This window comes from Xanthomonas euvesicatoria pv. euvesicatoria, assembly GCF_020880415.1.
Classification (GTDB): Bacteria; Pseudomonadota; Gammaproteobacteria; order Xanthomonadales; family Xanthomonadaceae; genus Xanthomonas; species Xanthomonas euvesicatoria.
Map to the genome: position 1 here is coordinate 1 of NZ_JAJIUJ010000034.1, position 23,964 is coordinate 23,964.

Below are 23,964 nucleotides of genomic sequence, written 5' to 3' on the forward strand. Positions count from 1 at the left end.
CCCACATCCTTGGTGAGACAAGACGCAAGGAGGACGTTTCACATATCCAGTCCCAGAAACTGGATCGCCAACGCAGGGCTCAGCATTACATCGCTGCGCCATTGATCGGCTCCACGCGGTGCAGTCGAAGAACGCGTAGATGCGAGCCAGAAACGCAAGGGCCGCCGCTGCGAAAGATCAGCAGGTCACGTCGAAACGAATCGTGATCCGATATCTTCAGTTCACGGTATGACGTGGAAGTAGCGCTTCTATCAGGCGGGCAAGGCAGGGATAGACCAGCGATGGCACGCCGGCAGCGTCGCATTGATTGCATTTGAGTGTTTCGACCCCATTAGCTGCCTTGCCGGTATGTGACCGGCGCTTGTTGGATGCGCTGATGCCCGAGTTGCCCGAGGTCGAAACGACGTTGCGTGGCCTGTCGCCGCATCTGGTTGGGCAGCGGATCCATGGCGTGATCCTGCGTCGGCCCGATTTGCGCTGGCCGATTCCCGAGCAGATCGAGCGCTTGCTCCCCGGCGCTACCATTACCAACGTGCGCCGACGCGCGAAATATCTGTTGATCGATACAGATGCGGGCGGCAGCGCGCTGTTGCATCTGGGGATGTCCGGAAGTCTGCGGGTGCTGCCAGGCGACACCCTGCCGCGGGCGCATGACCATGTGGATATCAGTCTGCAGAACGGGCGCGTGCTGCGCTTCAACGATCCGCGTCGCTTTGGCTGCCTGCTGTGGCAATCCGGCACACAAACCCATGAGTTGCTCGCTGCGCTTGGTCCAGAACCATTATCGGACGCATTTACTGGCGATTATCTCCACGCACTGGCACAAGGGCGGCGTGCCGCCGTCAAAACCTTTTTGATGGATCAGGCCGTGGTTGTCGGGGTTGGAAATATCTACGCTGCCGAAAGCCTGCATCGGGCGGGAATCAGTCCGCTGCGCGAGGCGGGAAAAGTGTCGCTGGCGCGGTATCGGCGTCTGGCTGACGCAGTGAAAGACATCCTGGCGTATGCCATCCAACGCGGCGGGACTACCTTGCGCGACTTCATCAGCCCGGATGGTGCGCCTGGCTATTTCGAGCAGGAACTCTCTGTGTACGGGCGCGAAGGCGAGGCCTGCAAGCAATGTGGGCGGGTGTTGAAGCACGCGACGATTGGTCAACGCGCCACGGTGTGGTGCGGGAGCTGTCAGCGATAAGCGCGATATCGCGCCGACGCGGTGTTTGAGCACTGGTACTCTCGCGATCGTGTCACGATCGTTGCCGCGCAAGTCACAACAAAGCGACTCCGAGCAACTCTCCATATGGCTCGCCTGCGGGCGTGCTACACGCGTCTGCTCTGCGCAATGCTGTGACGGTCGACGCGGCTCTCTTGGGCACCGTAGCTTTCGGCATGCACTGGCTGGTTGCGACGCATGCGGTCGGGCCGCCCGAGACTACTGAATCGATTGCTGTACCGCACCCGTAAAGCGGCCAGCTAGCTGCAAGAATCCTCGCGATCGTTACGCTCGCTCTGGATACCGGCATCGGACGTGCGCTCCAACCTGCACGTCCGGGCGCATGTGCCGACCGCACGGAAACCCTCTTGTGCTCGAGTCCCTCGAGAGTGCTCAGCGCCCTGCGTGGCCAGTTCTCCAGGCAAACATAGTGCGATGTCGCACCTGAGCTCCAGCGGAGGTACAGCAAGCAGCCGCGAGCAGCGGTGTCCTGGTGTCCAGGTAGGCGGCGGGCCACAATCGTGAGGTCCTCATGTGGAAGCGCTGTATGTCCAGCCCCCGACAGCTTGTCATTCCTCTGATCCTTATCGGTGCATGTGCGCTGGTAGCGATGCCGTCGACCGGCGCGATGACGCCCTCTTCGAGCGCGGCAGCTGCCGTAGAGCGTCTCCAGTTGAAGACCAACGCGATAGAGCTGAGCGTCACGCCGGCATTTGGCGGGCGCGTGCTGTCGTTCCATCTGCGCGGCCAGCCCAACGTGTTGAAGGTCGGTGCGGCAGTGGAGCAACAGCCTGCGCCCGAGGTGTCGGCCACTGCGGGGGATATTCCCTATTTCGGCCATGATGTGTGGGTCGGGCCGCAGAGTCAGTGGTGGTTGCACCAGCAGCTCAACCACGAGCGTCAGGCGGCGGCCGCGGTGTGGCCGCCGGATCCGTATCTGTCCCTGGCGCAGACGCGCGTCAGCATGCGTCGTCATGACGTGGTGGAATTTGAAGGGGTGCCCAGCCCGCTGACCGGGGTGCAATTGCGCAAGCAGATCAAACGTTCTGCAGCGCGTGCGGATACCGTCGACATCCAGGCCAGCGCACGTAATATCGGCGCGTAGCCAATTGCCTGGGATCTTTGGTTCAATACGCGGGTTGCGGCAACGACGCGGGTGTTTGTGCCCGTTGCCGCTGCTGCGGATATCCGGCTGCAGCCGCCGCGCGAGCCCGGCACGATTGCGCCGCGCTATCAGCATGAGCGCGGCCTGCTCGCGCTGCGCGCCGATACGCGTCCAGACCAATTGATCCAGCGCGGCAAGCTATTGCTGCAGCCGTCGGCAGGATGGATGGCCGGGTTCGCAGGCGGGCAGGTCTTGGTGATTCGCTTCGCGCATCAACCGCTGTCGGCGATCCATCCCGAGCAAGGCCAGGTGGAGTTGTATCTGGATGCGCCACCCCGGCATCCGGAACAGGGATTGCTGGAAATGGAGGTGCACGCGCCGTATCGGCAGCTTGCGCCAGGTGCGCAAATGCAGGCACAGGAGCAGTGGACGCTGCTGCGCTATAGCGGGCCGGATGAGGAACAGGCGCAGCGGCGGTTCCTTTGCAGCCAGGCCAACGCGCTGGCGCTGGCCAATGCGTGCGATGCGCCGCCTGCGCCTCGCTGAGATGCGAATTCACGTCGATGCCGGGCTGTGGCTATGATGTCGCCCATTCCCTGACCAGATCGATGCGCATGCAACGACGCCACTTCCTGAAGAATGCTGCTGCCGCATTGGCCGCGCTCGGTTTGCCGACGTTGCCGCAGTGGGCGCTGGCGGCCAAGGCCGTTGGTCTGCGTCGACTCGGGCAACCGCAACCCTTCGACTACGCCTGGTTGAAAGGGCAGGCGCGCGCGCTGGCGAAGGCGCCTTATAAAAGCCACAAGCAGGTATTGCCGGGGCCGCTCGAGGCGCTGAACTGGGATCAGTATCAGTCCATCCGCTATCGCCAGGACCACGCGTTGTGGGCCGATGGCAACGGCAAATTCCAGGCCAAGTTCTTCCACCTGGGACTGTATTTCCATACCCCGGTGCACATTTACGACATCGTCGATGGCAAGGCACAGCAACTGGCCTACGACCCGGCGGCATTCGATTACGGCCGCAGCGGGCTGGGCGGCAAGCAATTGCCAAAGGATCTGGGCTTTGCCGGTTTCCGGCTCAACACACGCAAGGACACCGACCGCGACTTTTCGGCATTCCTGGGTGCAAGCTATTTCCGTGCGGTCGGCAAGGAAGGCCAGTATGGGCAGTCGGCACGCGGGCTGGCCATCGATACCGGTACCGGCGGGCCGGAAGAGTTTCCGGATTTCATCGCCTATTACCTGGAGCAGCCGGCCGACGATTCGGACACGGTGGTGGTGTACGGCTTGCTGGATTCGCCCAGCGTTGCCGGCGCGTACCGCTTCGCCATCACCAATGGCGATGTGCTGCTGATGGATATCGACAGCGCGCTGTACCCACGCAAGGCGATCGAGCGGCTGGGTATCGGCCCGTGCACCAGCATGTACCAGGTCGGCGAAAACGATAACCGGATGGACTGGGATTGGCGTCCGGAAATTCACGACACCGATGGCCTGGCGATGTGGACCGGCGGCGGCGAATGGATCTGGCGCCCGTTATGCAACCCGCCGCATCTGCGTTTCAACATGTTCGTCGACGAGAACCCGCGTGGGTTCGGGCTGCTGCAGCGCGACCGCAACTTCGACCATTACCAGGACGATGGCGTGTTTTACGAAAAGCGCCCGTGCCTGTGGGTGGAACCCAAGAGTGGTTGGGGCAAGGGCTCGGTGCAGCTGGTCGAGATTCCGACCGTGGACGAGACCTTCGACAACATCGTGGCGTTCTGGAACCCGCAAGCCAAGCCGCAGCCGGGGCAGGAACTGCTGATGGGCTACCGGCTGTACTGGGGCGCGCAGCCGCCGGCCAGCTCGCCGTTGGCGCATTGCGTGGCGACCCGAACCGGCCTCGGCGGCATCGTCGGGCAAAAACGCAGCCATTTCTCCTGGCGCTTTGCGGTGGATTTTGCCGGCGGCGAACTGGCCGCGCTGGCGAAGGACGCAAAGGCCAAGGTGGAGGCGGTGTTGCAGGTGTCGCGCGGCACTACTGAAATCGTGTCGGCGCGCCCGCTGCACGAGCTCAAGGGCTATCGGGCGATGTTCGACCTGGTGCCGCCGGACGAGGGCACCCAGCAGATCGATATCCGCCTGTATCTGCGCGCCAATGGCAAGCCGCTCACCGAAACCTGGCTGTACCAGTGGACGCCGCCGCCGCCGAGCGAGCGCAAGATTTACTGAGAAGCGCCGGGCGGGGCGGCCGGCGACGCTTGTTGCGGGCATCGCGGGGCCAGCGCGGTCGCATGCGGCAATGCGGCGCCAGGGGACGCGTGGCCAGCTGCGGCATGCAGCATGCGGTTGGAGCGCCATCTGTTGTCGGACGTGTTTGCGGGACGATCGTCGCTGCGTAAAGCACTCAGGCCGGCGCCGAGGTGCCGACCAGGTGAAGTCGTCCGCGCGGACGTGTGCAGGCCAGCTCCACGCGGAAGCAGGTGCCGTCCTTGCCGCTGATGATGCGTAATTCGCCTTGATGGGCCTTTGCGATCTGCGCTGCCATATGCAGGCCCAGATCGACATCCGGTAGCGCACGTCCGCCGGTATGCACATGGGTGGAAGCGTGCAGCACATCCAGCCGCCGTGGATCGATCCCATCCAGATTGCAGACTTCGATGCGTAGCCGGCCATGTTCGGTGACCGCGACCGCCTTGATCAGCGAACTTTGCGGCCCTTGCACGACCGCGTTGATCATCAGGCTGCCGAACATCTGCGCCAGCCGAATCGCATCGCCGTGCACCGGCTCGTCGATGGCCACATGCGTGGACAGCACCTGGTTGGGGTAGGCGGCGCGGGTTTCGTCCACGACCTGGGAGAGTGCATCGACCAAGTCGCTCCCGTCGCCATAGTCCAGCTGCAACCAATCGAGTTCGATGCCGCGAGCGAAATCGCAGGCGAAATCGATCAGTTCTTCCATGCGCCGCAGGCTACGCTGCAGCGAGCGGATGGAGCTGCCGTAGCGATGGTCGAGTTGGTCGATGGACAGCATATCCACCACCGCATGCATGGACTGCAATGGGTTGCGCAGGTCGTGCCCGAGAATGCCGATGAATTCTTCGCGCAAGCGCGCCGAGGCGCCAACACGGCCCAGTTCGCTGCGGGCGCGCCGCGATTCCAGCGCGCACAAGGTGCCGAACACGCTGCCATCGTCGAACCTGATCGGCACCGAGACGTAGCTCTCGAAGCCGTAGAGCCGCGGCGAGGGATGATCGCGGTAGACCGGGTCATCCGATGCGTGCCCGAACCACACCGCATTGCCTTTCACCCGTACGCTGTCGCAAAACGTGGTGGCCAGCGGAAGTTCGTCGCCCGGACGCAGGCCGAAGGACAGTGCATCGTGCACCTGGCAGGTGATCCAGCGCGCGTCGGTGACGCGGGCCACGGCGGCAAATCCCATCCCGGTCAGGCGGGTGAGCACGCTCAACACGTCGGCGACCGAGGAGAGCCGGCCAACACGCGCGATATCGGCGCGCAATGCGGGAGGCAGTGGATCCATGAGTGCCTCCAAAGAGTGGACGCTTGCCAGTTTACAGGACCGCGGTTGCGCCCGGTTGTGTGGTGCGCCGCTGTCTCACAGGCGCCACGATACGCCTGTCTGATGGCGCCCGCGACGCCGGCGTGACCGCATGCCCGCACGGGTTTAGCAGCGCCTGAAAAGCGTATAGAGCGTGGCCGGCGGTCGCGGCTGGCTGTCGACGAACGCGGTGCCGCACCGTGTGCTGATGTGTGGTTGTAGCCGCTGGCGCCAGTGCGGCGGTGAGCGTTTGGTGTTGGCGAACGACCAACGGCGATGTGCAAACCCCTGCTTCCAGCGCGATATCGCAGCGCAAACGAGGATGCGCGCACACGCTGCTCCGGGGCAGTGCTGTCCTGGATGCACCACGGCAGCGCGGATGGCCGCGAGTGCGTTACCAGGCCCCGGCGCTAGGCGACGGGCAGCGGCAAGGCGATCTGCAGCGGATCGATGCGGCCTTCGCCACGCATGATCTTCTTGAACTCGGCCCGGCTGACCGACACATAGCGCTCGTTGCCGCCGATCTCCACCTGCGGGCCGTCCTGCACCGCGTGCCCGTGTGCATCCACGCGGACGGTCATGGTGGCCTTGCTGCCGCTGTGGCAGATGGTCTTGATTTCTTCCAGCTCGTCGGCCCAGGCCAGCAGGAACTGGCTGCCCTCGAACAACTCGCCACGAAAATCGGTACGCAAGCCGTAACACAGCACCGGAATCCGCAGCCGGTCGACCACCTCGCTCAACTGCCAGACCTGCGCGCGGCCGAGGAATTGCGCTTCGTCCACCAGCACGCAGTGCAACGCGCCGTCGTTGTGGATGTCGCGTTCGACCAGCTGCTGCAACTCGGTGTCGCGCTCGAAGATACGCCCGTCCGCGCGCAGGCCGATCCGCGAGGCGACCACGCCGCTGCCGGCGCGGTGGTCGAGCTTGGGCGTGAGGATCAGCGTGCGCATGCCGCGCTCGCGGTAGTTGTGCGCCGATTGCAGCAAGGTGGTGGTCTTGCCGGCATTCATCGCCGAATAGTAGAAATAGAGCTTGGCCATCGGGCGATTTTAACGGGCCAGGCAGCAGGATGCGGCGCCTGTGTGCGCTGCGCTGGCGCGGTCGGGCGAGGTCGACGCCTGCCGTCGAGCGTGTGGGAGCAGCCTCCGGTTGTGGGCAGGGCTAGCCGCACTGGAGACATGAATCCATCGCGTCGGCCAGCCGCGGGCAGCCCCGGTACAATGGCGCGCTCTGTCGGAAGCCTCTATGTACGGTCTCAATCCCCCGCAAAGCGCCGCCGTGCTGCACTGCGAAGGTCCCCTGTTGGTGCTGGCCGGCGCCGGCAGCGGCAAGACGCGCGTGATCGTGGAAAAGATCGCGCATCTGATCGCCATCGGCCGCTATCCGGCCAAGCGGATCGCCGCGATCACCTTCACCAACAAATCCGCCAAGGAAATGCGCGAGCGTGTGGCCAAACGCATTCGCGGCGACGGTGCCGACGGCCTGACGATCTGCACCTTCCACGCACTGGGCCTGAAGTTTCTGCAGATCGAGCACGCCGCCGCCGGTTTGAAGCGCGGCTTTTCGATCTTCGATTCGGACGATGCCGCCGCGCAGATCAAGGACCTGATGCATGGTGCCAAGCCCGATGCGATCGAAGATGCCAAGAACCTGATCTCGCGCGCCAAGAATGCCGGCCTGTCGCCGGAGCAGGCGATGGCGGCCGCACGCAGCACCCGCGAAAAGGAAGCGGCCGGCTTGTACGAGCGCTACCAGGCGCGGCTGACCACCTTCAACGCAGTGGACTTCGACGACCTGATCCGTCTGCCGGTGCAGATCCTGGAAGCCAACGAAGACATCGTGATGGGCTGGCGCGAGCGCATCGGCTACCTGCTGGTGGACGAGTGCCAGGACACCAACGATGCGCAGTACCGGCTGCTGAAGATGCTGGCCGGGCCGCGCGGCAACTTCACCTGCGTGGGCGACGACGACCAGAGCATCTATGCCTGGCGCGGCGCCAATCCGGAAAACCTGCAGCAGATGGCGCGCGATTATCCGGCGCTGGAAATCATCAAGCTGGAACAGAACTACCGCTGCTCCAATCGTGTGCTGCGTGCGGCCAACGCGTTGATCGCGCACAACCCGCATGAGCATTTGAAGACCTTGTGGAGCGACCAGGCCGACGGCGAGCGCATCCGCGTGTGGGAATGCCGCGACAGCGAGCACGAAGCCGAAAAGGTCGCCGCGGAGATCTCGTTCCTGGGTACCGCCAAGCAGGTGCCGTGGAGCGACTTCTGCATTCTGTTCCGTGGCAATTTTCAATCGCGGCCGCTGGAAAAAGCGCTGCAGCTATTGCGCGTGCCGTATCACCTCACCGGTGGTACCGCGTTTCTGGAGCGGCAGGAGGTCAAGGACTTGCTGTCGTGGTTGCGGTTGATCGTCAACCCGGATGACGACGCGGCGTTCTTGCGTGCCGTGCAGTCGCCCAAGCGCGAAGTCGGTGCGACCTCGCTGGCGCGTCTTGCCGAACTTGCCAGCGCCAAGTCGGTACCGATGTCGCGCGCAGCCGAGTCGATGGGCGCCTTGCAGCATTTACCGCCGCGCGCAGCCAACGGTTTGAGTGCGTTTACCGACATCCTGCGCGACATGCGCGAGCACTCGTCTAGCATGCCGGCCGGCGAGCTGGTGCGCCTGCTGGCCGACAAGTCCGGTTTGCTCAACGACCTGCGCAATCAGTCGAAAGACGAGACCGGCTTCCAGCGGCGCAAGCGCAATCTGGACGAGCTGGCCGAGTGGTTCGAGGGTGGTCCGCGCGGTGCAAGCGCCAGCGATCTGGCTGCGCAGTTGGCGTTGCTGTCGCGCAACGACAAGGACGATGGCGGCAACCAGGTGCGCATGATGACCATGCATGCGTCCAAGGGACTGGAATTCCGCTATGTCTTCATCGTCGGCTGCGAAGACGGCGTGCTACCGCATGAAGTGAGCCTGGAAGAAGGCAATCTGCAGGAAGAGCGCCGCCTGCTGTACGTGGGCATCACCCGCGCCAAGGAGCAGCTGTGGATGAGCCACAGCAAGCTGACGCGCAAGTTCGGTGAGCATGTGCGACTGAAGCCGAGCCGGTTTTTCGATGAGATTCCGGCCGAAGAACTGCAGCGCGATGGTGCCGACCCGGTGGCCGACGCCGAGCGCAAGAAGGAACGCGCCAGTGCGGGATTGGCTGCGATCCAGGCATTGTTCGACTGAGTTCTCCTGAGCCGCGCGGGCAGCTTTGGGCCACATGAGGTGAGTCTGGCAGGCAAGGCGGCGCTGGGCGCCTGCCGGAGGCACTGCGGGTGAGTGCGTGGCACACATCGGTTGCCAGGCGTGCCTGACGCTGAGCCTCCCGGGCCGGCTGCCCTGCGCGGCACGCGTGCGCAAGGTGCGGGTACTGCAGCGTGTCCATGCATGCTGTCGTCAGACTTGTCAGTGCCACTGCCGCACGGCAGTCTGAGGTTCCCGCCAACGGAGTGCGCCGTGACCGTCATCCTCGAAACCGCACGCGTGCGCTTGCGTCTGCTCGATCCCGAGCGCGATGCCGAGGCAATGCTGGCGCTGGTCAACGATCCTGCGTTCATCGCCGGCATCAACGACCGCGGTATCCGCACCCGCGAGCAGGCGCGCGAGCATGTGCGCGAATGGGCGCAGGCGCATCAGCAACAACACGGCTTCGCGCACTGGGCGCTGGAAACGCGCGAGGCAGGCACCTTCATGGGCACCTTGGGCCTGCTGTGCCGCGAGACCTTGCCGGTGCCGCATATCGGTTTTGCGCTGTTGCCCGCGTATCGTGGCAAGGGCTATGTGACCGAAGCCGGGCGCGCGGTGCTGGAGCATGCACGCCAGGTACTGGGATTGACGCAGGTGTGCGCGATCGTCTCGCCAGGCAATGCGGAGTCGATCCGCGCGCTGGAAGCACTGGGGCTGCGCTATGAGAGCCTGCGGGTGCTGAGTCCCGGCACCGAGGCCGTGGCGTACTACACGATCGACCTCGGCCCTGGTGGCGTGGACAGCTGAGCGGGGCTGCGTCACCCTGCCGGCTGTTTTCCACCGCACAGGGAGGCCCGCATGGCACTGTTGGTCAACGCCTATTCCACGCTACGCACGCCCCTGTGGCCGGACTTCCTGCCGCAGGCTGCCTTGCAGCATCGCGACCACGCCGACCCGGAACTGGCCGCGCATCTGCACGGCTTTGTCGGCTATGTGAATCAGGCCGGCGATGGGCAGATGACGCAGGCGCGCTATCACCTGATGCGGCATGTGCAGCGGGTGCGGCAGCACTTCAGCTTCGAGGTGGACGATGCGGACCTCGGCGCGCTGGCGCAGTGGGCCGAGCACGCCAATGCGGTGTGTTTCCTGGCCGACGGTAGCGTGCGCGACCCGCAGGGGCGGGTGCTGATCAGCCAGGGCGAGCCGGCCATCGACGACGATGCGCAGGTACCGTATCCGCCCGATGCGTTGCAGCGGCGCGCGCAACAACTTTCCGTGCTGGCCGCGCAAGGCATCCGCGTACCGCCCAGCCTGCCGCCGGTGCCCGGCGAGGCCGAAGCGCGCGTGCGCGATGCGGCAGTCGTCAGTCGACGCATGCTGGCGTTGTTTTTGCGGTGGCGCTGCGTGCAGAGATCCTGGCCGCTGGCGATACGCCGCCGTCGCTGGCCGAGGTGGAGACGCGTCTTCCCGGCGTGGCAGATGCGCTGTCGCCGCAGGAGCGCGCGTTCTTCGCCCAGCCAGCGCCGGATGCGCAGGCGCTGGCCAACTTCGGCTGGCGTTACGAAAGCCTGGCCGTGCTGCAATGGGCCTTGGGTCTGGCCGACACGCTGCCGGAACCCAACGCGCTGTGCGATGTACCCCTGGTTGCACAGCGCGCGCTGGACAACGCACAAGCCGCCGAGCGCCCGACGCTGGCGCGACGCCCGCTCGCCGAGCTGCTGGACACGCTGGACCGCCACCTGCGCCTGCACTGGGCGGTCCGCCAGGCCGGCCAATCCGGTCAGCCGGTCCCCGCCGGCATCGTGCCGGGCGTGGTGTATGAGCGGCATTACGCGCTCAATTGGCTACTGCACTTCGAAGACGCCGAGTGGGACGAGGTGGACACGCCGACCTGACGCTGGCGTGCCCCGACCCCGGCGTTCGAGCGCGGGCAGTGCGGTTGCACCGACGCGGCAGGACTGGCCGGTGCATCCATCCAACACGCGCACACACTGACATCGTGCGGCCGGGCGACAAGACCGTGCGGGTCTTGGAGGCGATGCCGCATGCCTCTGCGTGCCGTGGTGCGTATCGAGCGATCCGGCAACTGCCGGGTCACCCAAGTCAGCTGACGTCGATGCTGCAGCACACCTGCCGCGCTGCCGCTACGGCCGTCGGTGGGTGCCGCCCACAGATCAGGCGCCAGCTGCCTCCAGCCGCGCCTGTACCGCGGCAAGCGCCTCCTGCAGTTCGACGACCGTCGCTTCCAGCGCCTGCATCCGCGCGTCCAGGTCGCTGCTGTCGCTGCCACTGGGCGCGCTCGGTGCCGCACGCGCGGCAGCGGCCTGCAGCGCCTCCACATCCAGCTCGCCGCTGAGCAGATGCATGTAACGGTCTTCGCGCTGACCGCTGGCGCGCGGCAGTTGTGCGGCCAGGCCGCGCTGGATCAGCCGCTCCAGGTGATGGCGCACGTCGTCGGCATCGTTGAAACGCGCCAGGCGCTCGCTACGTGCGTACAGCTCGCCCAGCGTCTGCGGGCCGCGTAACAGCAGCAGGCCGATCAGTGCGACTTGCTGGCGGGTCAGATCCAGCACGCTGCCCAGGCGGTGCTCGTAACGCTCGGCACGCGAAGAAAACTGCTGGCGCACCAGGCCCAGGGTTTCCAGCTGGCGCAGCGCGTGGTGCACCACGCCAGTCTGCAGATTCAGCACCGGCTCGCGTGCGGTTTTCTGGTTGGCGGCCACCTGCGCGGCGTTGACGGTGAGCGGGTACGCGTCCGGCGTGGTGGCCTCCTTTTCGATCAGGCATCCCAGCACGCGGGCCTGGGCGGTATCGAGGACGGGCGGGGGCGAGGTCTCTGTCATGGATGACTCCGGGAGGCGATCAGCGCACAAGGATATGCCGATCCGCTGCCGGCGTTCTTCCGCTGCGACGCTATGCAAGGCGGCCGACGCCATCGACGGTGTCGCGCATGTCAGCGTCGTGCGCCGGCAACGGGCGTGGGCATCCAGGAACGGGCACGGCACATATTCGCCATCGTGTGGAAGACCGATGCAGCCACGCGGTTGGACGACCGGTATTGCGGCGACCGTCGTCCGTGCGCCCCTGTCATTTCGATGGCGGCGCCATCGGCCAGCGCGAGCGGTACGGCGCGAACCGGCTAAAATCGCACGCTTTATTGTCGACCCTGTCCCGGTGGATGCCATGCGCCCCTCGCTTTACGCTCCGTTGTCCTTCATCGCCTGCACCGCGCTGGCCCTGGGCGCCTGCAAGCCCGCCGACACGCAGCCAGCCCCGCACGCGCAGGAAGCCACCGCAACTGCCGATGCCGACGCCAGCGCTGCGGCCAGCAAGGCCGCAACGTCGTCCACCACTGCACCGGCCGGCGACGACAACCTCAATGCGGTGCTGTGGATGCAGCGCTCGGAGGAATACCGTGCCGTGGCCGAGCAGACCTATCGCGCTGCGGCCGACAAACTGGACGCTGCACTCAAGCAATCCAACTGGGACGCGTTGGTGCCGGAGGAACGCGGCAATGCCGCCACCGGCCTGAAGCCGGCGGTGGTGCTGGATGTGGACGAGACTGTGCTTGACAACTCGCCCTACCAGGCGCGGCTGCTGCGCGATGGCAAGGAATACGACGAGCTGAGCTGGGACCAGTGGGTGGCCGAGAAGAAGGCCACTGCCATTCCCGGCGTGGTGGATTTCGCCAAGGCCGCCAATGCCCGCGGCATCACCCTGATCTACATTTCCAACCGCGCGGTGCACCTGAAGGACGCCACCTTGGCCAATCTGCGCAGCGTGGGCCTGCCGGTGGCCGATGACAGCGTCTTTCTCGGCCTGGGCACGGTGGTGCCCGGCTGCGAGCAGAACGGCAGCGAAAAGAACTGCCGCCGCCAGCTGGCCGGACAGAAGTACCGCGTGCTGATGCAGTTCGGCGACCAGCTGGGCGACTTCGTGCAGGTCACCGCCAACACCGGCCAGGCGCGTGGCGCCTTGCTGCAGCAGTACCACGACTGGTTCGGCGAACGCTGGTGGATGCTGCCCAACCCCAGCTACGGCGGCTGGGAGCCGGCGCAGTTCAACAACGACTACGCGCAACCCTGGCAAAAGCGCCACGACGCCAAGCGCGCTGCGCTGGAGGTGGCCCGATGAGCCGCGCGCCCTTGCCGCTGGCCGCGCATGAGCGGCTGATCTTCGCGCTGGATGTGCCCGGCCACGATGAAGCGATCGCCTGGGTGGACCGGCTCGGCGATTCGGTGTCGTTCTACAAGATCGGCATGGAGCTGCTGGCATCGGGCGAGTACTTCCACGTGCTCGATGCGCTGGCCAAGCGCGACAAGCGCGTGTTCGTGGACCTCAAGTTCTTCGACATTCCCGCCACCGTGGCCGGCACCATCCGCCGCCTGGCGCAGTGGCCGGTGAGTTATTGCACGGTGCACGGCTGGCACGCCGGCATGCTGCAGGCCGCCGCCGAGGCCAATCACGGTGACATGCGCCTGCTGGCGGTCACGGTACTGACGTCGATGGGCCGCCCGGACCTGGCGGCAATGGGCATCGACCGTGAACCGGTGGACGTGGTGGTGGAACGCGCGCTGGCTGCGCAGGCCGCCGGGATCGATGGCGTGATCGCTTCGGGGCAGGAAGCCGGCCCGATCCGCCGCGCCACTGGCCCGGACTTTTCGATCGTCTGCCCCGGCATCCGCCCCGGCGGCCCGGTCGGCGACGACCAGCAACGCACGGTCGGCGTGGCGCAGGCCTTCACCGACGGCGCCGACGCGATCGTCGTTGGCCGCCCGATCCGCCAGGCGAGCGACCCTGCAGCCGCTGCCACCGCCATCCAGGACGAGATCCGCGCGGCACTGCCGCAGAACGGAAACTGATCGGGCCGAAGCAGCGGCCAGCTTCCAAATAAATCAATAGGTAGGCGGCAACAATTAAAGCATTGCTTTAATGTGAAAGTCTCGTTAACATGCCAGCGTCCGATGTCAGTCGGAAGCTGTGCCACTCATTGTCCACCGGGCTTGTCCCGGTTTTCGAAGGGATCGGGCCTTGTGTCCGATCCTTTTTTTGGCCGTCACGTTCGCGTGTCGTGGCGACCGACATCAGTGGCTGGCTGCGTGGTGGCATAGATCGCGCGTTACCCGCGGCACCAGGCGAGCATGCATCGCCTGGACGCACGCGCGAAGCGCGCCGTTAGCGCACGCTTGGATCCCTGCGTTCGTTATCGGTCATGCGCAACTGCCACCACCTTCAGCATCAGTTCCAGCCGCAGTGCAAACCAAGGCACTTACGGTAACGCAGCCGCCTTGCAGTAGCGGTCGATGAATTGCTGGTGGCTTGGCATCACATCCACGCAGCGGCTGATGGTCTGCGCCACGCTGGCCAGAAAGCCTTCGGCGTCGCGGTCGGGCACCTGGTCCACCAGCGGGTGATATCCCTGCGGCAGGATGCCCTGGCCCACCAGTACCTGCACCCAGCTGATTTCGGCAAACATTTCTTCGGCATTGCGATAGAAGCGCCCGCTGTCGCGGAACAGGTCCAGCGTGGTCTGCAGCTCCGGGGTGATCGGCATGTGGCGGCAATGCCGCCAGAACGCGCTGTCGTCGCGCTCGGTGGCGTGGTAGTGCAGCAGCAGAAAGTCGCGGATGCGGTCGAACTCGAATGCAAGCCGGTCGTTGTAGCGCTGCACCAGCACCGGGCTGATGCCCTCGCGCGGAAACAGCTCCAGCAACTTGGAAATGCCGGACTGGATCAGATGGATGCTGGTCGATTCCAGTGGCTCCAGAAATCCGCTGGCCAGGCCCAGTGCGACGACATTGCGGTTCCAGCACTGCTTGCGCCGCCCGGTGGTGAAGCGCAGCGGGCGCGGGTCGGCCAGCGGCTTGCCGTCCAGATTGGCCAGCAACGTGGCGGCCGCTTCGTCGTCGCTGATGTGCGCGCTGCAGTACACATAGCCGTTGCCAGTGCGGTGCTGCAGCGGAATGCGCCATTGCCAGCCGGCTGCGCGCGCAGTGGAGCGTGTGTATGGCGTGGGCGGGCCAACCTTTTCGCAGGGCACTGCCAGCGCGCGATCGCACGGCAGCCAGTGGGTGAAGTCGTGATAGCCGGTGTGCAGCGCCTCTTCGATCAAGAGCCCACGGAAGCCGGAGCAATCGATGAACAAGTCGCCGTGCACCGTCTGTCCGGACGCCAGTTGCAGCGATTGCACATGGCCGCTTTCCGGATGCAGCTGCACCTGCTCGACCAACCCTTCGATGCGGGTCACGCCGCGCTGCTGCGAATACCGGCGCAGAAAGTGCGCGTACTGCGTGGCGTCGAAGTGGTACGCGTAGGCGATGTTGGCCAGCGGCGAGTTGGCCGGCACATCGCCGGCGGAGGTCATGAACTTGCCGCGCGCAGCCGCCACGGTATTGAGCGTGTACGCCCCCAACGGCTGTGCTCTGCCGCGTGCGTGTTGCTTGATCCAGTATTGGTGAAACGGCAATAGCCCCAGCGGGTGCCCGATCTGGGTGCCGAAGCCATGCATGTACGCGGTTCCCGGGCGTTGCCAGTCGACGAACTCGATACCGAGTTTGAAGCTGCCCTGGGTCTGGCGCACGAACTCGGCCTCATCGATGCCGAGCAGGTTGTTGAAGGCCTTGATGTGCGGCACGGTGGCTTCGCCCACCCCGACGGTGCCCAGCTGGTCGGACTCGATCAGCTGCACCTTGAAAGTGGGCCCGAGCACGCGCGCAAACGCGGCGGCCGCCATCCAGCCGGCGGTGCCGCCGCCGACAATGACGATGTTGCGAAGTGGAGCGGGAATCATGTCGATGCATTCCTGAGCAAGACAGCGGACGGACACACGAACGGGGCCAGCTGGCCCCGTTCGAAATACCACATGCCCGTGTCGGCGCATGTGGCAATGCGCGCATCAGAACTTGGCGCCGATCTCCAGCACGACGCTGCGCGGCACGTAGTTGATCTCGCCACTGGTGTTGATGGCGATGTCCGGAGCGAACTGACCATTGCTGCCGAAGCCGTTGTAGGCGTAAGCGCTGTAGTTCTTGAAGTTGAACGCGTTGAGCAGGTTCACACGTGCGTTGAGCTTGAAGTCGCCGGCCACGGTGAACTCCTTGGTGGCCTGGAAGTCCACCGTGCGGTAGCCCCAGATATCGCCGCCGACCAGGAACTTACCGCTACCCGGCGGGGTGACGCCGACCTGCTGGCAGGTGGCGCCATCGGGATCGGTGAAGCCGAAGCAGGCGATCGTGTTGATCGGCTCGGGCGTGGCCAACACCAGCTTGGCACCGAAGGTCACGCCCCACGGACCATCGATCGAACCGGAAGCGACAAAGCGATGTGCGGCCACGGCATCGGACTTCACGAACGGATAGCCGCGGATGGTGGCCTTATCGAAGCCGTAAGGCTCGTCGATGTTGCGGTTCTGGCGCGCGCTGGTGTGGGTGTAGGACAAGGTCAGGCCCCAACCGGATTCCTTGGTGTACGGCTTGTCGGCCGACAACAGCACCTGGCTGTTGCGCTGCTCCAGGCCGTTGCTGCCCAGGATGGTGTTCTGATAGCCCGGCACCGGCTCGCCCCACGGCACGTTGCCGTTCTGGAAGTAGGAGCCATCCGGATAGCGGTTGATCAAGCCCATCGCGAAACCGTCGTAGCTCAGGATGCGCTGGAAGGTCACATCGGTCAGCCAGTCGCCCACCTGGTTGGTGATGCCGATGCTGTACTGGTCGCTGTACGGCGTCTTGAGCTTGTTGTTGAACATGAAGAGCTCGGCGCTGCCGGCGACACCGGGAATGGTGTTGAGCTGATCGATGCCGTTGAGATAGCGCGGGTCGAACGCCACGCAGGTGCGGTCGGCGCGATAGCACGTGCCGGTGGCCGGGTTTTCGAAATACACCGCCACCGGCGACAGCGCCGCCTTGCTGGTTTCCAGCGCCAACTGTTCGAACAGGTTGCGGTCGTACGAGCGCGCGGCACCGCCATGCACGATGGCGGCTTCGTCGCCGAAGATGTCATACGAAAAACCGAAGCGCGGCGCCCAGGCATCCTTGAAGTTCTTGCGGTTGTTGCCGGTGCTGATGTAGTCGGCCACGTTGATGCCGCTGGGCAGCAGACGGTTTGCCCACGGCTGGCCGGGATTTTCTGCGTCGTTGGCATACAGCGCATCGACGAACGCCTGCGAGGTGACGAAGTTGGTGTAGGCCGGGGTGTCTTCGTAATCCCAGCGCACCCCGATGTTGATCATCAACTTGTCGGTGGCGGCCCAGTCGTCCTGCAGATAGATACCGTACTGCTTGGACGGCGAGACCCCCGTGGCGCGCTGGCCTGGCGTGGTGTAGGGCGCAATGAAGTCCACGCGGTACGGCGTTGAGTCAATGCTGCCATTGCTGACGCGATAGCTGAACTGCGGATTCAACGCCGCCGCATCCTGCGAGGTGAGCTCGATGTCCTTGTAGTTCACACCCATCTTGATGGTGTGTTCGCCATGCCACTGGAAGCTGGTGAAGGTCAGATCGTTCTGGATGAACCAGCCTTTCTGGCTTTTGCGCTGCGCGTTCTTGCCGCCAGCCGAACCGGTGGTGAGGAACGTGCGCTCATCGATATCGGTGGAGCCGGCACGTGGCTGGAAATAGGTGTAGACGATGCCATTGCCCAGGGTGCGCGGGGTCGGGTTGTTCTCCGAATTTTCGGTGCCGACGATGACCTCGTTGAACCAGTTGTCGGTACTGTGCTGCCAACGCAGGTTGGTGCGCTTGTCCTTGTTGATCTTGTCGGTAGCCTGCGCGAGCGTGTTGGTACCGCCGACGTTGGCAGTCTACGTCTCGTCGCGGTAGATCGTGCTCAATTCGATGCGATCGCGATCGGTGGGCTCGAAGTCGATCTTGCCGAACAACAGGTCTTCTTCGAACGGCATGTTGGCCGGGCCATATTGGTTGGCCAGGTTGGCCGGCAACTGGCTGACGAAGGCCGCCGCCTCCGAGCTCGGCTGCACGCTCTTGGGCGCCACGTTTTCCTTGCCTTCGTAGGCAACGAAGAAATGCATGCGGTCCTGGATGATCGGCCCGCCAAGTGCGAAGCCGTATTCCTTGGTCTGCGAGTCGATCTTGCCATTGGCTTCTTCGTCGGGCCGCTTGTCGCGCAGGTCCTGATCGGTATAGCGATAGAACGCTTCGCCGTGGAATTCGTTGGTGCCGGACTTGGTGGCCGCGGTGATCGCCGCGCCGCTGATCTGGCCGTACTCGGCCTTGTAGTTGGAGGTAATGACCTTGTATTCGCCGATCGCCAGCTGCGGGAATGGATTGCCCTGCGTATCGCTTTGACCGGCGACGCCGCCGCTACGCACGTAGCTCTTCTGGCCTACGCCGTCGATATACAGATTGCCGGCGCTGGCATTGGATGCACCGCCGCGCAGCTTGGTGTTGCCGTTGCCATCGACCTGAAACACCATGCCCGGCACGGTATCGGCAAACTCCAGGAAGTTACGCGTGGCCTGCGGCAACTGCTGGATCTGGCGCGCGCTGATGGTGTTGCCCACTTCCGAGGTCTTGACGTCGCGAATCATCGGCGCGCTGACCGTCACCGTATCCAGCGTGGTCGCATCACCGGCAGGCGCCGCGGCCGTCTCGGTGCCCAGATCGACGATGGCGCTGGAGGCCACCGACAGGGTCACCGTGCGGCTGATGCCGTTGGATTCGACCTTGTAGGTGCCCGGCTGCAGCCCGACGATGGTGTAGTTGCCGTTCGCATTGACCGGCGCGCGTCGCACCGAGCCGGTGGCGAGGTTGGTGACGACGACTTCGCTGCCGCTCTGCGCGGAAGCGACCTGGCCGCGCAAGGTGGCGTTGCTGGACTGGGCCATGGCCGGAGTGGTGGCGAACAACGAGGCGGCCAGGGCGCAGCACAACAGGCTGCGCGCCGGCAGGGTGGAGACGGTGCGGTGATTCTTCATGACTTTCCCCCTCCCAGGGGTAAAGCGCGACGCAGTGCAGTGACTGGCGCGTTGGGTTGGTGCTTTGGTGTGGAACACAGGGACAACAGGCAACAGCAGCCGCAAGGGCTGCAAGAACAACAAGGGTCTGCGGTGACGGGTGCTTGCTCCTTCAGGCACGGGTCGAGACGGGTGAGGCAATGGCGACGCGTGGACAATGCAGTGCCGTGGCAATCACCGGGCAATGCAAGACCAACGATGCACCAGGGTGCGTGCCGTGCACGATGGCCAGCACAGGCGGCACCCTGTGCTGGGCGACTGCGGCGATGCTAGCGACTTACCAGATGATGCGTGCGCTCAGGAACAGCGTCCGCGGCGAGGTGGACAGCGCCCCGTACTGGTTGATGCTGGCACGCGGGTTGTAGACGCCGTCCTGGCCCCAGTCGATGGCGTACTGATCGTAGTTGCGGAAGTTGAGCGCATTGATCAGATCCCCGCGCACCTGCACGGTCAACGCCTCGGTGACATGCATGTCCTTGGACAGCGACAGATCCAGCTGGCGCGTGCCGAAGATGTCGCCGCCGGCGATGAACTTGCCGCCCGGTGCATCCACCGAGACGATGCGGATGTTCTCCGACGGCTGGCCGCCGTACTGGTCGTAGGACACCGCCTCATTGCGCGGCGGCACCGTGGCCAGGGTCAGCTTGGCCGAGGCGCTGATGCCCCAGAACAAATCGTAGATGCCGGTCAGCACCAGGCGGTGGCGCGGCACTGCGTTCAGATCCAGGAACGGGTAGTCGGCGATGGTGGCCGCATCGAACCCGTAGCGCTCGTCGTTGCCGCGGTTGCCGCGTGCGCGCGAAAACGTGTAGGCCGCCGTCAGCCCCCAGCCGCTTTCCTGGGTATAGGGCTTGTCGGCCGACAGCAGCAGCTGTCCGGTCTTGGTTTCCACGCCATTATTGCCGATCAGCAGCGAACCGAAGCCCGGCGGATTCTCGTTCCACGGCTGGCCGCCATTCTGGAAGAAATCGCCATTGGGATAACGGTTGCCCAAGGTCAGGATCAGACCGTCCTTGCTGTGAATGTAGGACACCGTGGCCGAGGTGTTCCACTCGCCCAGCCGCGTGCGCAGGCCCAGCGAATACTGGTCGGAATAAGGCGTCTTCAGATCGTTGTTGAGCAGGTCGATCTCACCGTTGCGCACACCCGAATTGACCAGACCGCCGAGGCTTGCCGGGTCGCTGAGGTAGGCGGGGTTCCAGTTGACGCAGGTGCCCGGCGCCGGCGTGCAGCCGGGCGCGGCCTCGGCAAAGCGGAGCGTGTACTGCGCCAGCGCCGACTTGACCTGCTCCAGCCCCAGGATGTCGAACAGGTTGCGGTCGTAGCTGCGCCCGGCACCGCCGAACAACACCAGCGATTCGTCGCCGCGGAAATCGTAGGAAAAGCCCAGGCGCGGCGCGAAGTTGTTGTTGTCCTGCTTGCGGTTATTGCCGGTGCTGATGTAGTCGTTGATGTTGACGCCGCCCTTGGCCAGTTGCTCGGCGTAGGTGGCGCTCACCGTCGGGTCGGTGCCGGGGCCGTTCAAGGCCGCCACCACTTCCGGCGGGGTCACGTTGTCCAGGTAGGATGGAATCTTCTCGCCATCCCAGCGCACGCCCAGGTTCAATTGCAGCTTGTCGTTGACGTCCCAATCGTCCTGGATGTACAGGCCCAGCTGCTTGCTCTTGGTCGTCACCGAGGGCGCCGCACCGGCAAACGGCAGGTTGAACTTCACCTGGTACGGAATTGCCGAGGTTCCCAGGCCATCGGCCACCGCGTAATAGAACGAAGGATTGACCGCCGAGTTTTCGCTCTGGGTCAGCTCCACTTCCTTGTACTTCACGCCCATCTTGATGACGTGGCTGCCGTGCCAGTCGATGCTGTTGAAGGTCAGGTCGTTCTGGAAGCTCGGGCCTTTCTGTCCCTTGCGCTGGATCGCCAGGCCGCTGGTGGCGTTGTCGCGGATCAGCACATCGTCTTCGGCAACGCCGCGGGTATAGATGTTCTGGTTGCCCAGGGTGAAGGCATTGGGGTTGAACAGCACGTCCTCGTAGGAGATACGCGCCTCGTTGACGTAACGTTCGCCGAAATGCTGCCAGCGCAGGTCATAGCGCTCTTCGGTGTTGAGGTTGTTCTTGCCGGCGATGGCGGTGTTGCGGTCGCCCACGTCGTCGCGGCTCTTTTCGTCGCGGTACTTGGCGGTCAACTCCAGGCGATCGTTCTCGCCCACGTCCCAGTCGATCTTGCCGAAGTACAGATCTTCCTTGAACGGACGGGTGACTGAACCCAGGCGGCCCTGCACGCCGGCCGGCAGGTCGTCGCTCAGGGCGCTGAAGCTGTCCGGCACCGAGACCGGGTTGGCCGACACCTCGAAACCCTTGCCTTCGTAGCTGACGAAGAAATGTGCCTTGTCCTTGACGATCGGCCCGCTGAAGGCCATGCCGTATTCGTCCTGGTGGGTCTGGCGCTTGCTGCCGTCGGCATTGGGCGCACCGGCGCGCTCGTCGGCCTGACGCGCGCGGAAGTCGGTATTGGTGGTGCGCCCGAAGATCTCGCCGTGGAACTCGTTGCCGCCAGACTTGGTGGAGGCCACGATCGCGGCCGACCCCACCTGGTCGAACTCGGCCTTGTAGTTGGAGGTGATGACCTTGTATTCGCCGATCGCCAGCTGCGGGAACGGGTTGCCCGCGCTCTGCTCCTGGCCGGAGACGCCGCCGAACAGATAGCTCTTCTGGCCCACGCCGTCGATGTAGACGTTGACCGCCGAGCTGGCCTGCGCGCCACCGCGGATGCGGCTGTTGCCGTTGGGGTCGGTCTCGAACTGCATGCCGGGCACGGTGTCGGCGAACTCCAGGAAGTTGCGCGTCAGCTGCGGCACCGTGTTGATCTGCTTGAGCGACACATTGGTGCCCACTTCGGAGGTCTTGACCTCCTGCAGCGAGGTGGCGGTGACCTTGACCGTGTCCAGGGTGGTGGCGGTGCCATCGGCGGGCGTCGTCGCCTCGCCGCCACTGCCCAGATTCAGGCTCACCGACGAGGCCACCGACAAGGTCACCGTCTTCTCGGTACCCGGGCCGGCATCCACCTTGTAGGTGCCCGGCGGCAGGCCAACCAGGGCATAGCTGCCGTCCGGCCCGGTCGCCACGCGTCGCGTGGTGCCCGTGGCGACATTGGTGGCGGTCACCGTGGTGCCTGCCTGGGACGCGGCGACTTGCCCGCGCAGGGTGGCATTGCTGGACTGGGCCATGGCCGGGCTGGCGGCCAGCAACGAAGCGGCAAGGGCGCAGCACAGCAGGCTGCGCGCCGGCAGGGTGGAGACGGTACGGTAGGTCTTCATGACTTCCCCCTCCCAGGGGTCAGGCGCGTACCGGCAGCGTGGTCGGCGTGGCGCAGGGTGACGCGTTGTTTCAAGGACGAACGAGCAGCGGTAGCGGCAACGATAGAGTTATAAAAAACATAAGAAACCGTAAAGAATTTGTGAAGATGCGACAGGGTGCATAGACGTCAATGGCCCGGTGTGCCGCGGGCGGCGCTGGACGCACGCACGATCAGTTCCGGAACCATCTGCGAAAACGCCGGCGGCGCAGCGTCGGCAGGCGGTGCAGGCGCATCGACCAACTGCTGGCCCAGCAACAACTGCAACGCGCGCCCGCCCAGGCCGGCGATATCCACCCGCATCGTGGTCAGCGCAGGTAGCACGTAGCGCGCCATCGGCACATCGTCGAATCCGGCCAGCGCAATGTCGTGCGGCACCTTGAGCCCGGCGTGGCCGAGCGCGAACAGGCAGCCCAAGGCCATCATGTCGTTGGCGGCGAACACGGCGTCGGGCCGCGTGTCCCGGGCCAGCGCCTGGCCGGCGCGGTAACCGGATTCTTCGTCGAAATTGCCGGGCAAGATCCAGGGCTGCGCGGCCGGGTCCAGCGCCAGTTCGTCGCGATACCCGCGCAGGCGCTCATGCGCATCGAAGTTGTCGTCCGGCCCGGCGATGAAGGCGATGCGGCGGTGGCCGCTATCGCGCAGATGCCGGGTCATGACCCGCGCGCCGCCGTAGTTGTCCACATTGAGCACCGGGCGCTGGCTGGCGCTGCCGGCGCAGTTGAGAAGCACCGCCGGCAGGCCACCGGGCAGCGCGTCTTCATGCACGCCCGAATCGCCCAGCGACGGCGACATCACCACCACGCCGTCCACGCGCCCGGGCAGGCGCTCCAGTGCTCGGCGCTGCGCCTGCGGGTCGCCGTGCGAGCTGGACACCAGCAGGTGATAGCCCTGCTCGCGCGCCACCTGGTCGATGCCGCGGATCAATTCGGAAAAGAACTCGCCATGCAGGTCCGGCAGTACCACCCCGATGGTGTGGGTGCGCCGGCTGCTCAGGCTGCGCGCGGCGTGGTGCGGGATGTAATTGAGCGCACGCGCCACCTGCAAGACCCGCTCGCGTACCGACTCGGCCACGTGCTGATGCCCGTTCATGGTGCGCGAGACCGTCGCCACCGACACCTGCGCTTCGCGCGCGACGTCCTTGATGGTGACGCTGCCGCCTTCGGACCGTGGCCGACTCATGCTGTGGCGTTCTCCAGGTCAACGCGCTTGGCACCGCGCGCCAGGGTGAGGCGCACGGCCTGCTGGCACCGAGCGCCCGTGTCACACAGGCACATGAATGACATCAGCCCCATCTGATGGAGACCCCCAAGCGAGATGCAGCGCACGCTAGCAGGAACTGCAAGCGCTTACATGATGCGCCGCAGCATTGGGCCAAACGCAAGTGGCGCAAGGGCTGAAGCCCGATCGCTGGACAAGTTTGTCCGAATAAGACATCAGCAGCCAATGTCGGACACTGGTCGACAACGTGCCAGGAACTACGAAAACGTAACATCTACCTACCATACCGTGGCGCACGGTTTGCGCCCGCCTTGCCGCCAATGCCTCCAGACAGCAAGA

At 64.9% G+C, this 23,964-nt stretch carries 14 protein-coding genes and 2 pseudogenes; 8 read left to right on the top strand and 8 right to left on the bottom strand.

Annotated features, from left to right (window positions below; genetic code table 11):
* The first annotated feature begins 376 nt into the window (after nt 1-376).
* The 3 genes and pseudogenes from mutM to LN450_RS04920 all read left to right on the top strand — a co-directional run bounded on the left by mutM (nt 377) and on the right by LN450_RS04920 (nt 4,531).
* Complete coding sequence (mutM, locus tag LN450_RS04910) at nt 377-1,192, top strand: bifunctional DNA-formamidopyrimidine glycosylase/DNA-(apurinic or apyrimidinic site) lyase (protein ID WP_008571924.1); 816 nt, start codon at nt 377-379, stop codon at nt 1,190-1,192.
* 646 nt (nt 1,193-1,838) lie between these two features.
* Nucleotides 1,839-2,861, top strand: a pseudogene (locus LN450_RS04915) (DUF4380 domain-containing protein).
* A gap of 68 nt (nt 2,862-2,929) precedes the next feature.
* Entirely contained in the window at nt 2,930-4,531 is a 1,602-nt protein-coding gene (locus tag LN450_RS04920) for an OpgD/OpgG family glucan biosynthesis protein (RefSeq protein ID WP_039418777.1), read from the top strand.
* 175 nt (nt 4,532-4,706) lie between these two features.
* Here LN450_RS04920 and LN450_RS04925 read toward each other — a convergent pair whose 3' ends face one another.
* A complete protein-coding gene (locus LN450_RS04925) occupies nt 4,707-5,840 on the bottom strand; it encodes a GAF domain-containing sensor histidine kinase (protein ID WP_011349132.1) in 1,134 nt (377 codons plus the stop codon).
* Between the two features lie 428 nt (nt 5,841-6,268).
* Nucleotides 6,269-6,898 carry a thymidine kinase gene (locus LN450_RS04930; RefSeq protein ID WP_008571920.1) on the bottom strand — a complete coding sequence of 210 codons (630 nt, stop codon included), beginning with the start codon at nt 6,896-6,898 and terminating at the stop codon, nt 6,269-6,271.
* Nucleotides 6,899-7,103: 205 nt separating this feature from the next.
* On the opposite strand from LN450_RS04930, the gene LN450_RS04935 reads away from it, so the two are divergent.
* The 3 genes and pseudogenes from LN450_RS04935 to LN450_RS04945 all read left to right on the top strand — a co-directional run bounded on the left by LN450_RS04935 (nt 7,104) and on the right by LN450_RS04945 (nt 10,975).
* Nucleotides 7,104-9,080, top strand: coding sequence for a UvrD-helicase domain-containing protein (locus LN450_RS04935; RefSeq protein WP_011349130.1), 1,977 nt, complete (start codon nt 7,104-7,106; stop codon nt 9,078-9,080).
* A 270-nt stretch (nt 9,081-9,350) separates the two neighbouring features.
* On the top strand, nt 9,351-9,887 hold the full coding sequence (locus LN450_RS04940) for a GNAT family N-acetyltransferase (RefSeq protein WP_014091508.1): 537 nt from the start codon (nt 9,351-9,353) through the stop codon (nt 9,885-9,887).
* A gap of 51 nt (nt 9,888-9,938) precedes the next feature.
* A pseudogene (locus tag LN450_RS04945) lies at nt 9,939-10,975 on the top strand (DUF4272 domain-containing protein).
* A gap of 279 nt (nt 10,976-11,254) precedes the next feature.
* On the opposite strand, the gene LN450_RS04950 reads toward LN450_RS04945, so the two are convergent.
* The gene (locus tag LN450_RS04950; RefSeq protein WP_011349127.1) at nt 11,255-11,923 is read right to left on the bottom strand and encodes a YceH family protein; all 669 of its coding nucleotides are present in this window, start codon (nt 11,921-11,923) and stop codon (nt 11,255-11,257) included.
* A 331-nt stretch (nt 11,924-12,254) separates the two neighbouring features.
* On the opposite strand from LN450_RS04950, the gene LN450_RS04955 reads away from it, so the two are divergent.
* Nucleotides 12,255-13,214 carry a 5'-nucleotidase, lipoprotein e(P4) family gene (locus tag LN450_RS04955; protein WP_039418441.1) on the top strand — a complete coding sequence of 320 codons (960 nt, stop codon included), beginning with the start codon at nt 12,255-12,257 and terminating at the stop codon, nt 13,212-13,214.
* Nucleotides 13,211-13,942, top strand: coding sequence for an orotidine-5'-phosphate decarboxylase (gene pyrF / locus LN450_RS04960; protein WP_011349125.1), 732 nt, complete (start codon nt 13,211-13,213; stop codon nt 13,940-13,942). Before LN450_RS04955 ends, pyrF begins: the two co-directional genes overlap by 4 nt.
* A 407-nt stretch (nt 13,943-14,349) precedes the next feature.
* On the opposite strand, the gene LN450_RS04965 is transcribed toward pyrF, so the two are convergent.
* The 5 genes from LN450_RS04965 to LN450_RS04980 form a co-directional block, all read right to left on the bottom strand.
* Nucleotides 14,350-15,870 carry a tryptophan halogenase family protein gene (locus LN450_RS04965; RefSeq protein ID WP_011349124.1) on the bottom strand — a complete coding sequence of 507 codons (1,521 nt, stop codon included), beginning with the start codon at nt 15,868-15,870 and terminating at the stop codon, nt 14,350-14,352.
* A 105-nt stretch (nt 15,871-15,975) separates the two neighbouring features.
* Nucleotides 15,976-17,829: a TonB-dependent receptor domain-containing protein gene (locus LN450_RS23335; RefSeq protein ID WP_375341287.1), complete on the bottom strand. Its 1,854-nt coding sequence runs from the start codon at nt 17,827-17,829 to the stop codon at nt 15,976-15,978.
* Between the two features lie 48 nt (nt 17,830-17,877).
* On the bottom strand, nt 17,878-19,011 hold the full coding sequence (locus LN450_RS23340) for a TonB-dependent receptor (protein WP_011349122.1): 1,134 nt from the start codon (nt 19,009-19,011) through the stop codon (nt 17,878-17,880).
* A gap of 316 nt (nt 19,012-19,327) precedes the next feature.
* Entirely contained in the window at nt 19,328-22,366 is a 3,039-nt protein-coding gene (locus LN450_RS04975; protein WP_039418439.1) for a TonB-dependent receptor, read from the bottom strand.
* Between the two features lie 167 nt (nt 22,367-22,533).
* Complete coding sequence (locus LN450_RS04980) at nt 22,534-23,586, bottom strand: LacI family DNA-binding transcriptional regulator (protein ID WP_011349120.1); 1,053 nt, start codon at nt 23,584-23,586, stop codon at nt 22,534-22,536.
* Nucleotides 23,587-23,964: the final 378 nt, after the last annotated feature.

Bases quoted from the DNA above. Each gene is read 5' to 3' on its own strand.
- mutM (WP_008571924.1), top strand. From the start codon at position 377: ATGCCCGAGTTGCCCGAGGTCGAAACGACGTTGCGTGGCCTGTCGCCG.
- LN450_RS04920 (WP_039418777.1), top strand. From the start codon at position 2,930: ATGCAACGACGCCACTTCCTGAAGAATGCTGCTGCCGCATTGGCCGCG.
- LN450_RS04925 (WP_011349132.1), bottom strand. From the start codon at position 5,840: ATGGATCCACTGCCTCCCGCATTGCGCGCCGATATCGCGCGTGTTGGC.
- LN450_RS04930 (WP_008571920.1), bottom strand. From the start codon at position 6,898: ATGGCCAAGCTCTATTTCTACTATTCGGCGATGAATGCCGGCAAGACC.
- LN450_RS04935 (WP_011349130.1), top strand. From the start codon at position 7,104: ATGTACGGTCTCAATCCCCCGCAAAGCGCCGCCGTGCTGCACTGCGAA.
- LN450_RS04950 (WP_011349127.1), bottom strand. From the start codon at position 11,923: ATGACAGAGACCTCGCCCCCGCCCGTCCTCGATACCGCCCAGGCCCGC.
- pyrF (WP_011349125.1), top strand. From the start codon at position 13,211: ATGAGCCGCGCGCCCTTGCCGCTGGCCGCGCATGAGCGGCTGATCTTC.
- LN450_RS04965 (WP_011349124.1), bottom strand. From the start codon at position 15,870: ATGATTCCCGCTCCACTTCGCAACATCGTCATTGTCGGCGGCGGCACC.
- LN450_RS23340 (WP_011349122.1), bottom strand. From the start codon at position 19,011: ATGAAGAATCACCGCACCGTCTCCACCCTGCCGGCGCGCAGCCTGTTG.
- LN450_RS04975 (WP_039418439.1), bottom strand. From the start codon at position 22,366: ATGAAGACCTACCGTACCGTCTCCACCCTGCCGGCGCGCAGCCTGCTG.
- LN450_RS04980 (WP_011349120.1), bottom strand. From the start codon at position 23,586: ATGAGTCGGCCACGGTCCGAAGGCGGCAGCGTCACCATCAAGGACGTC.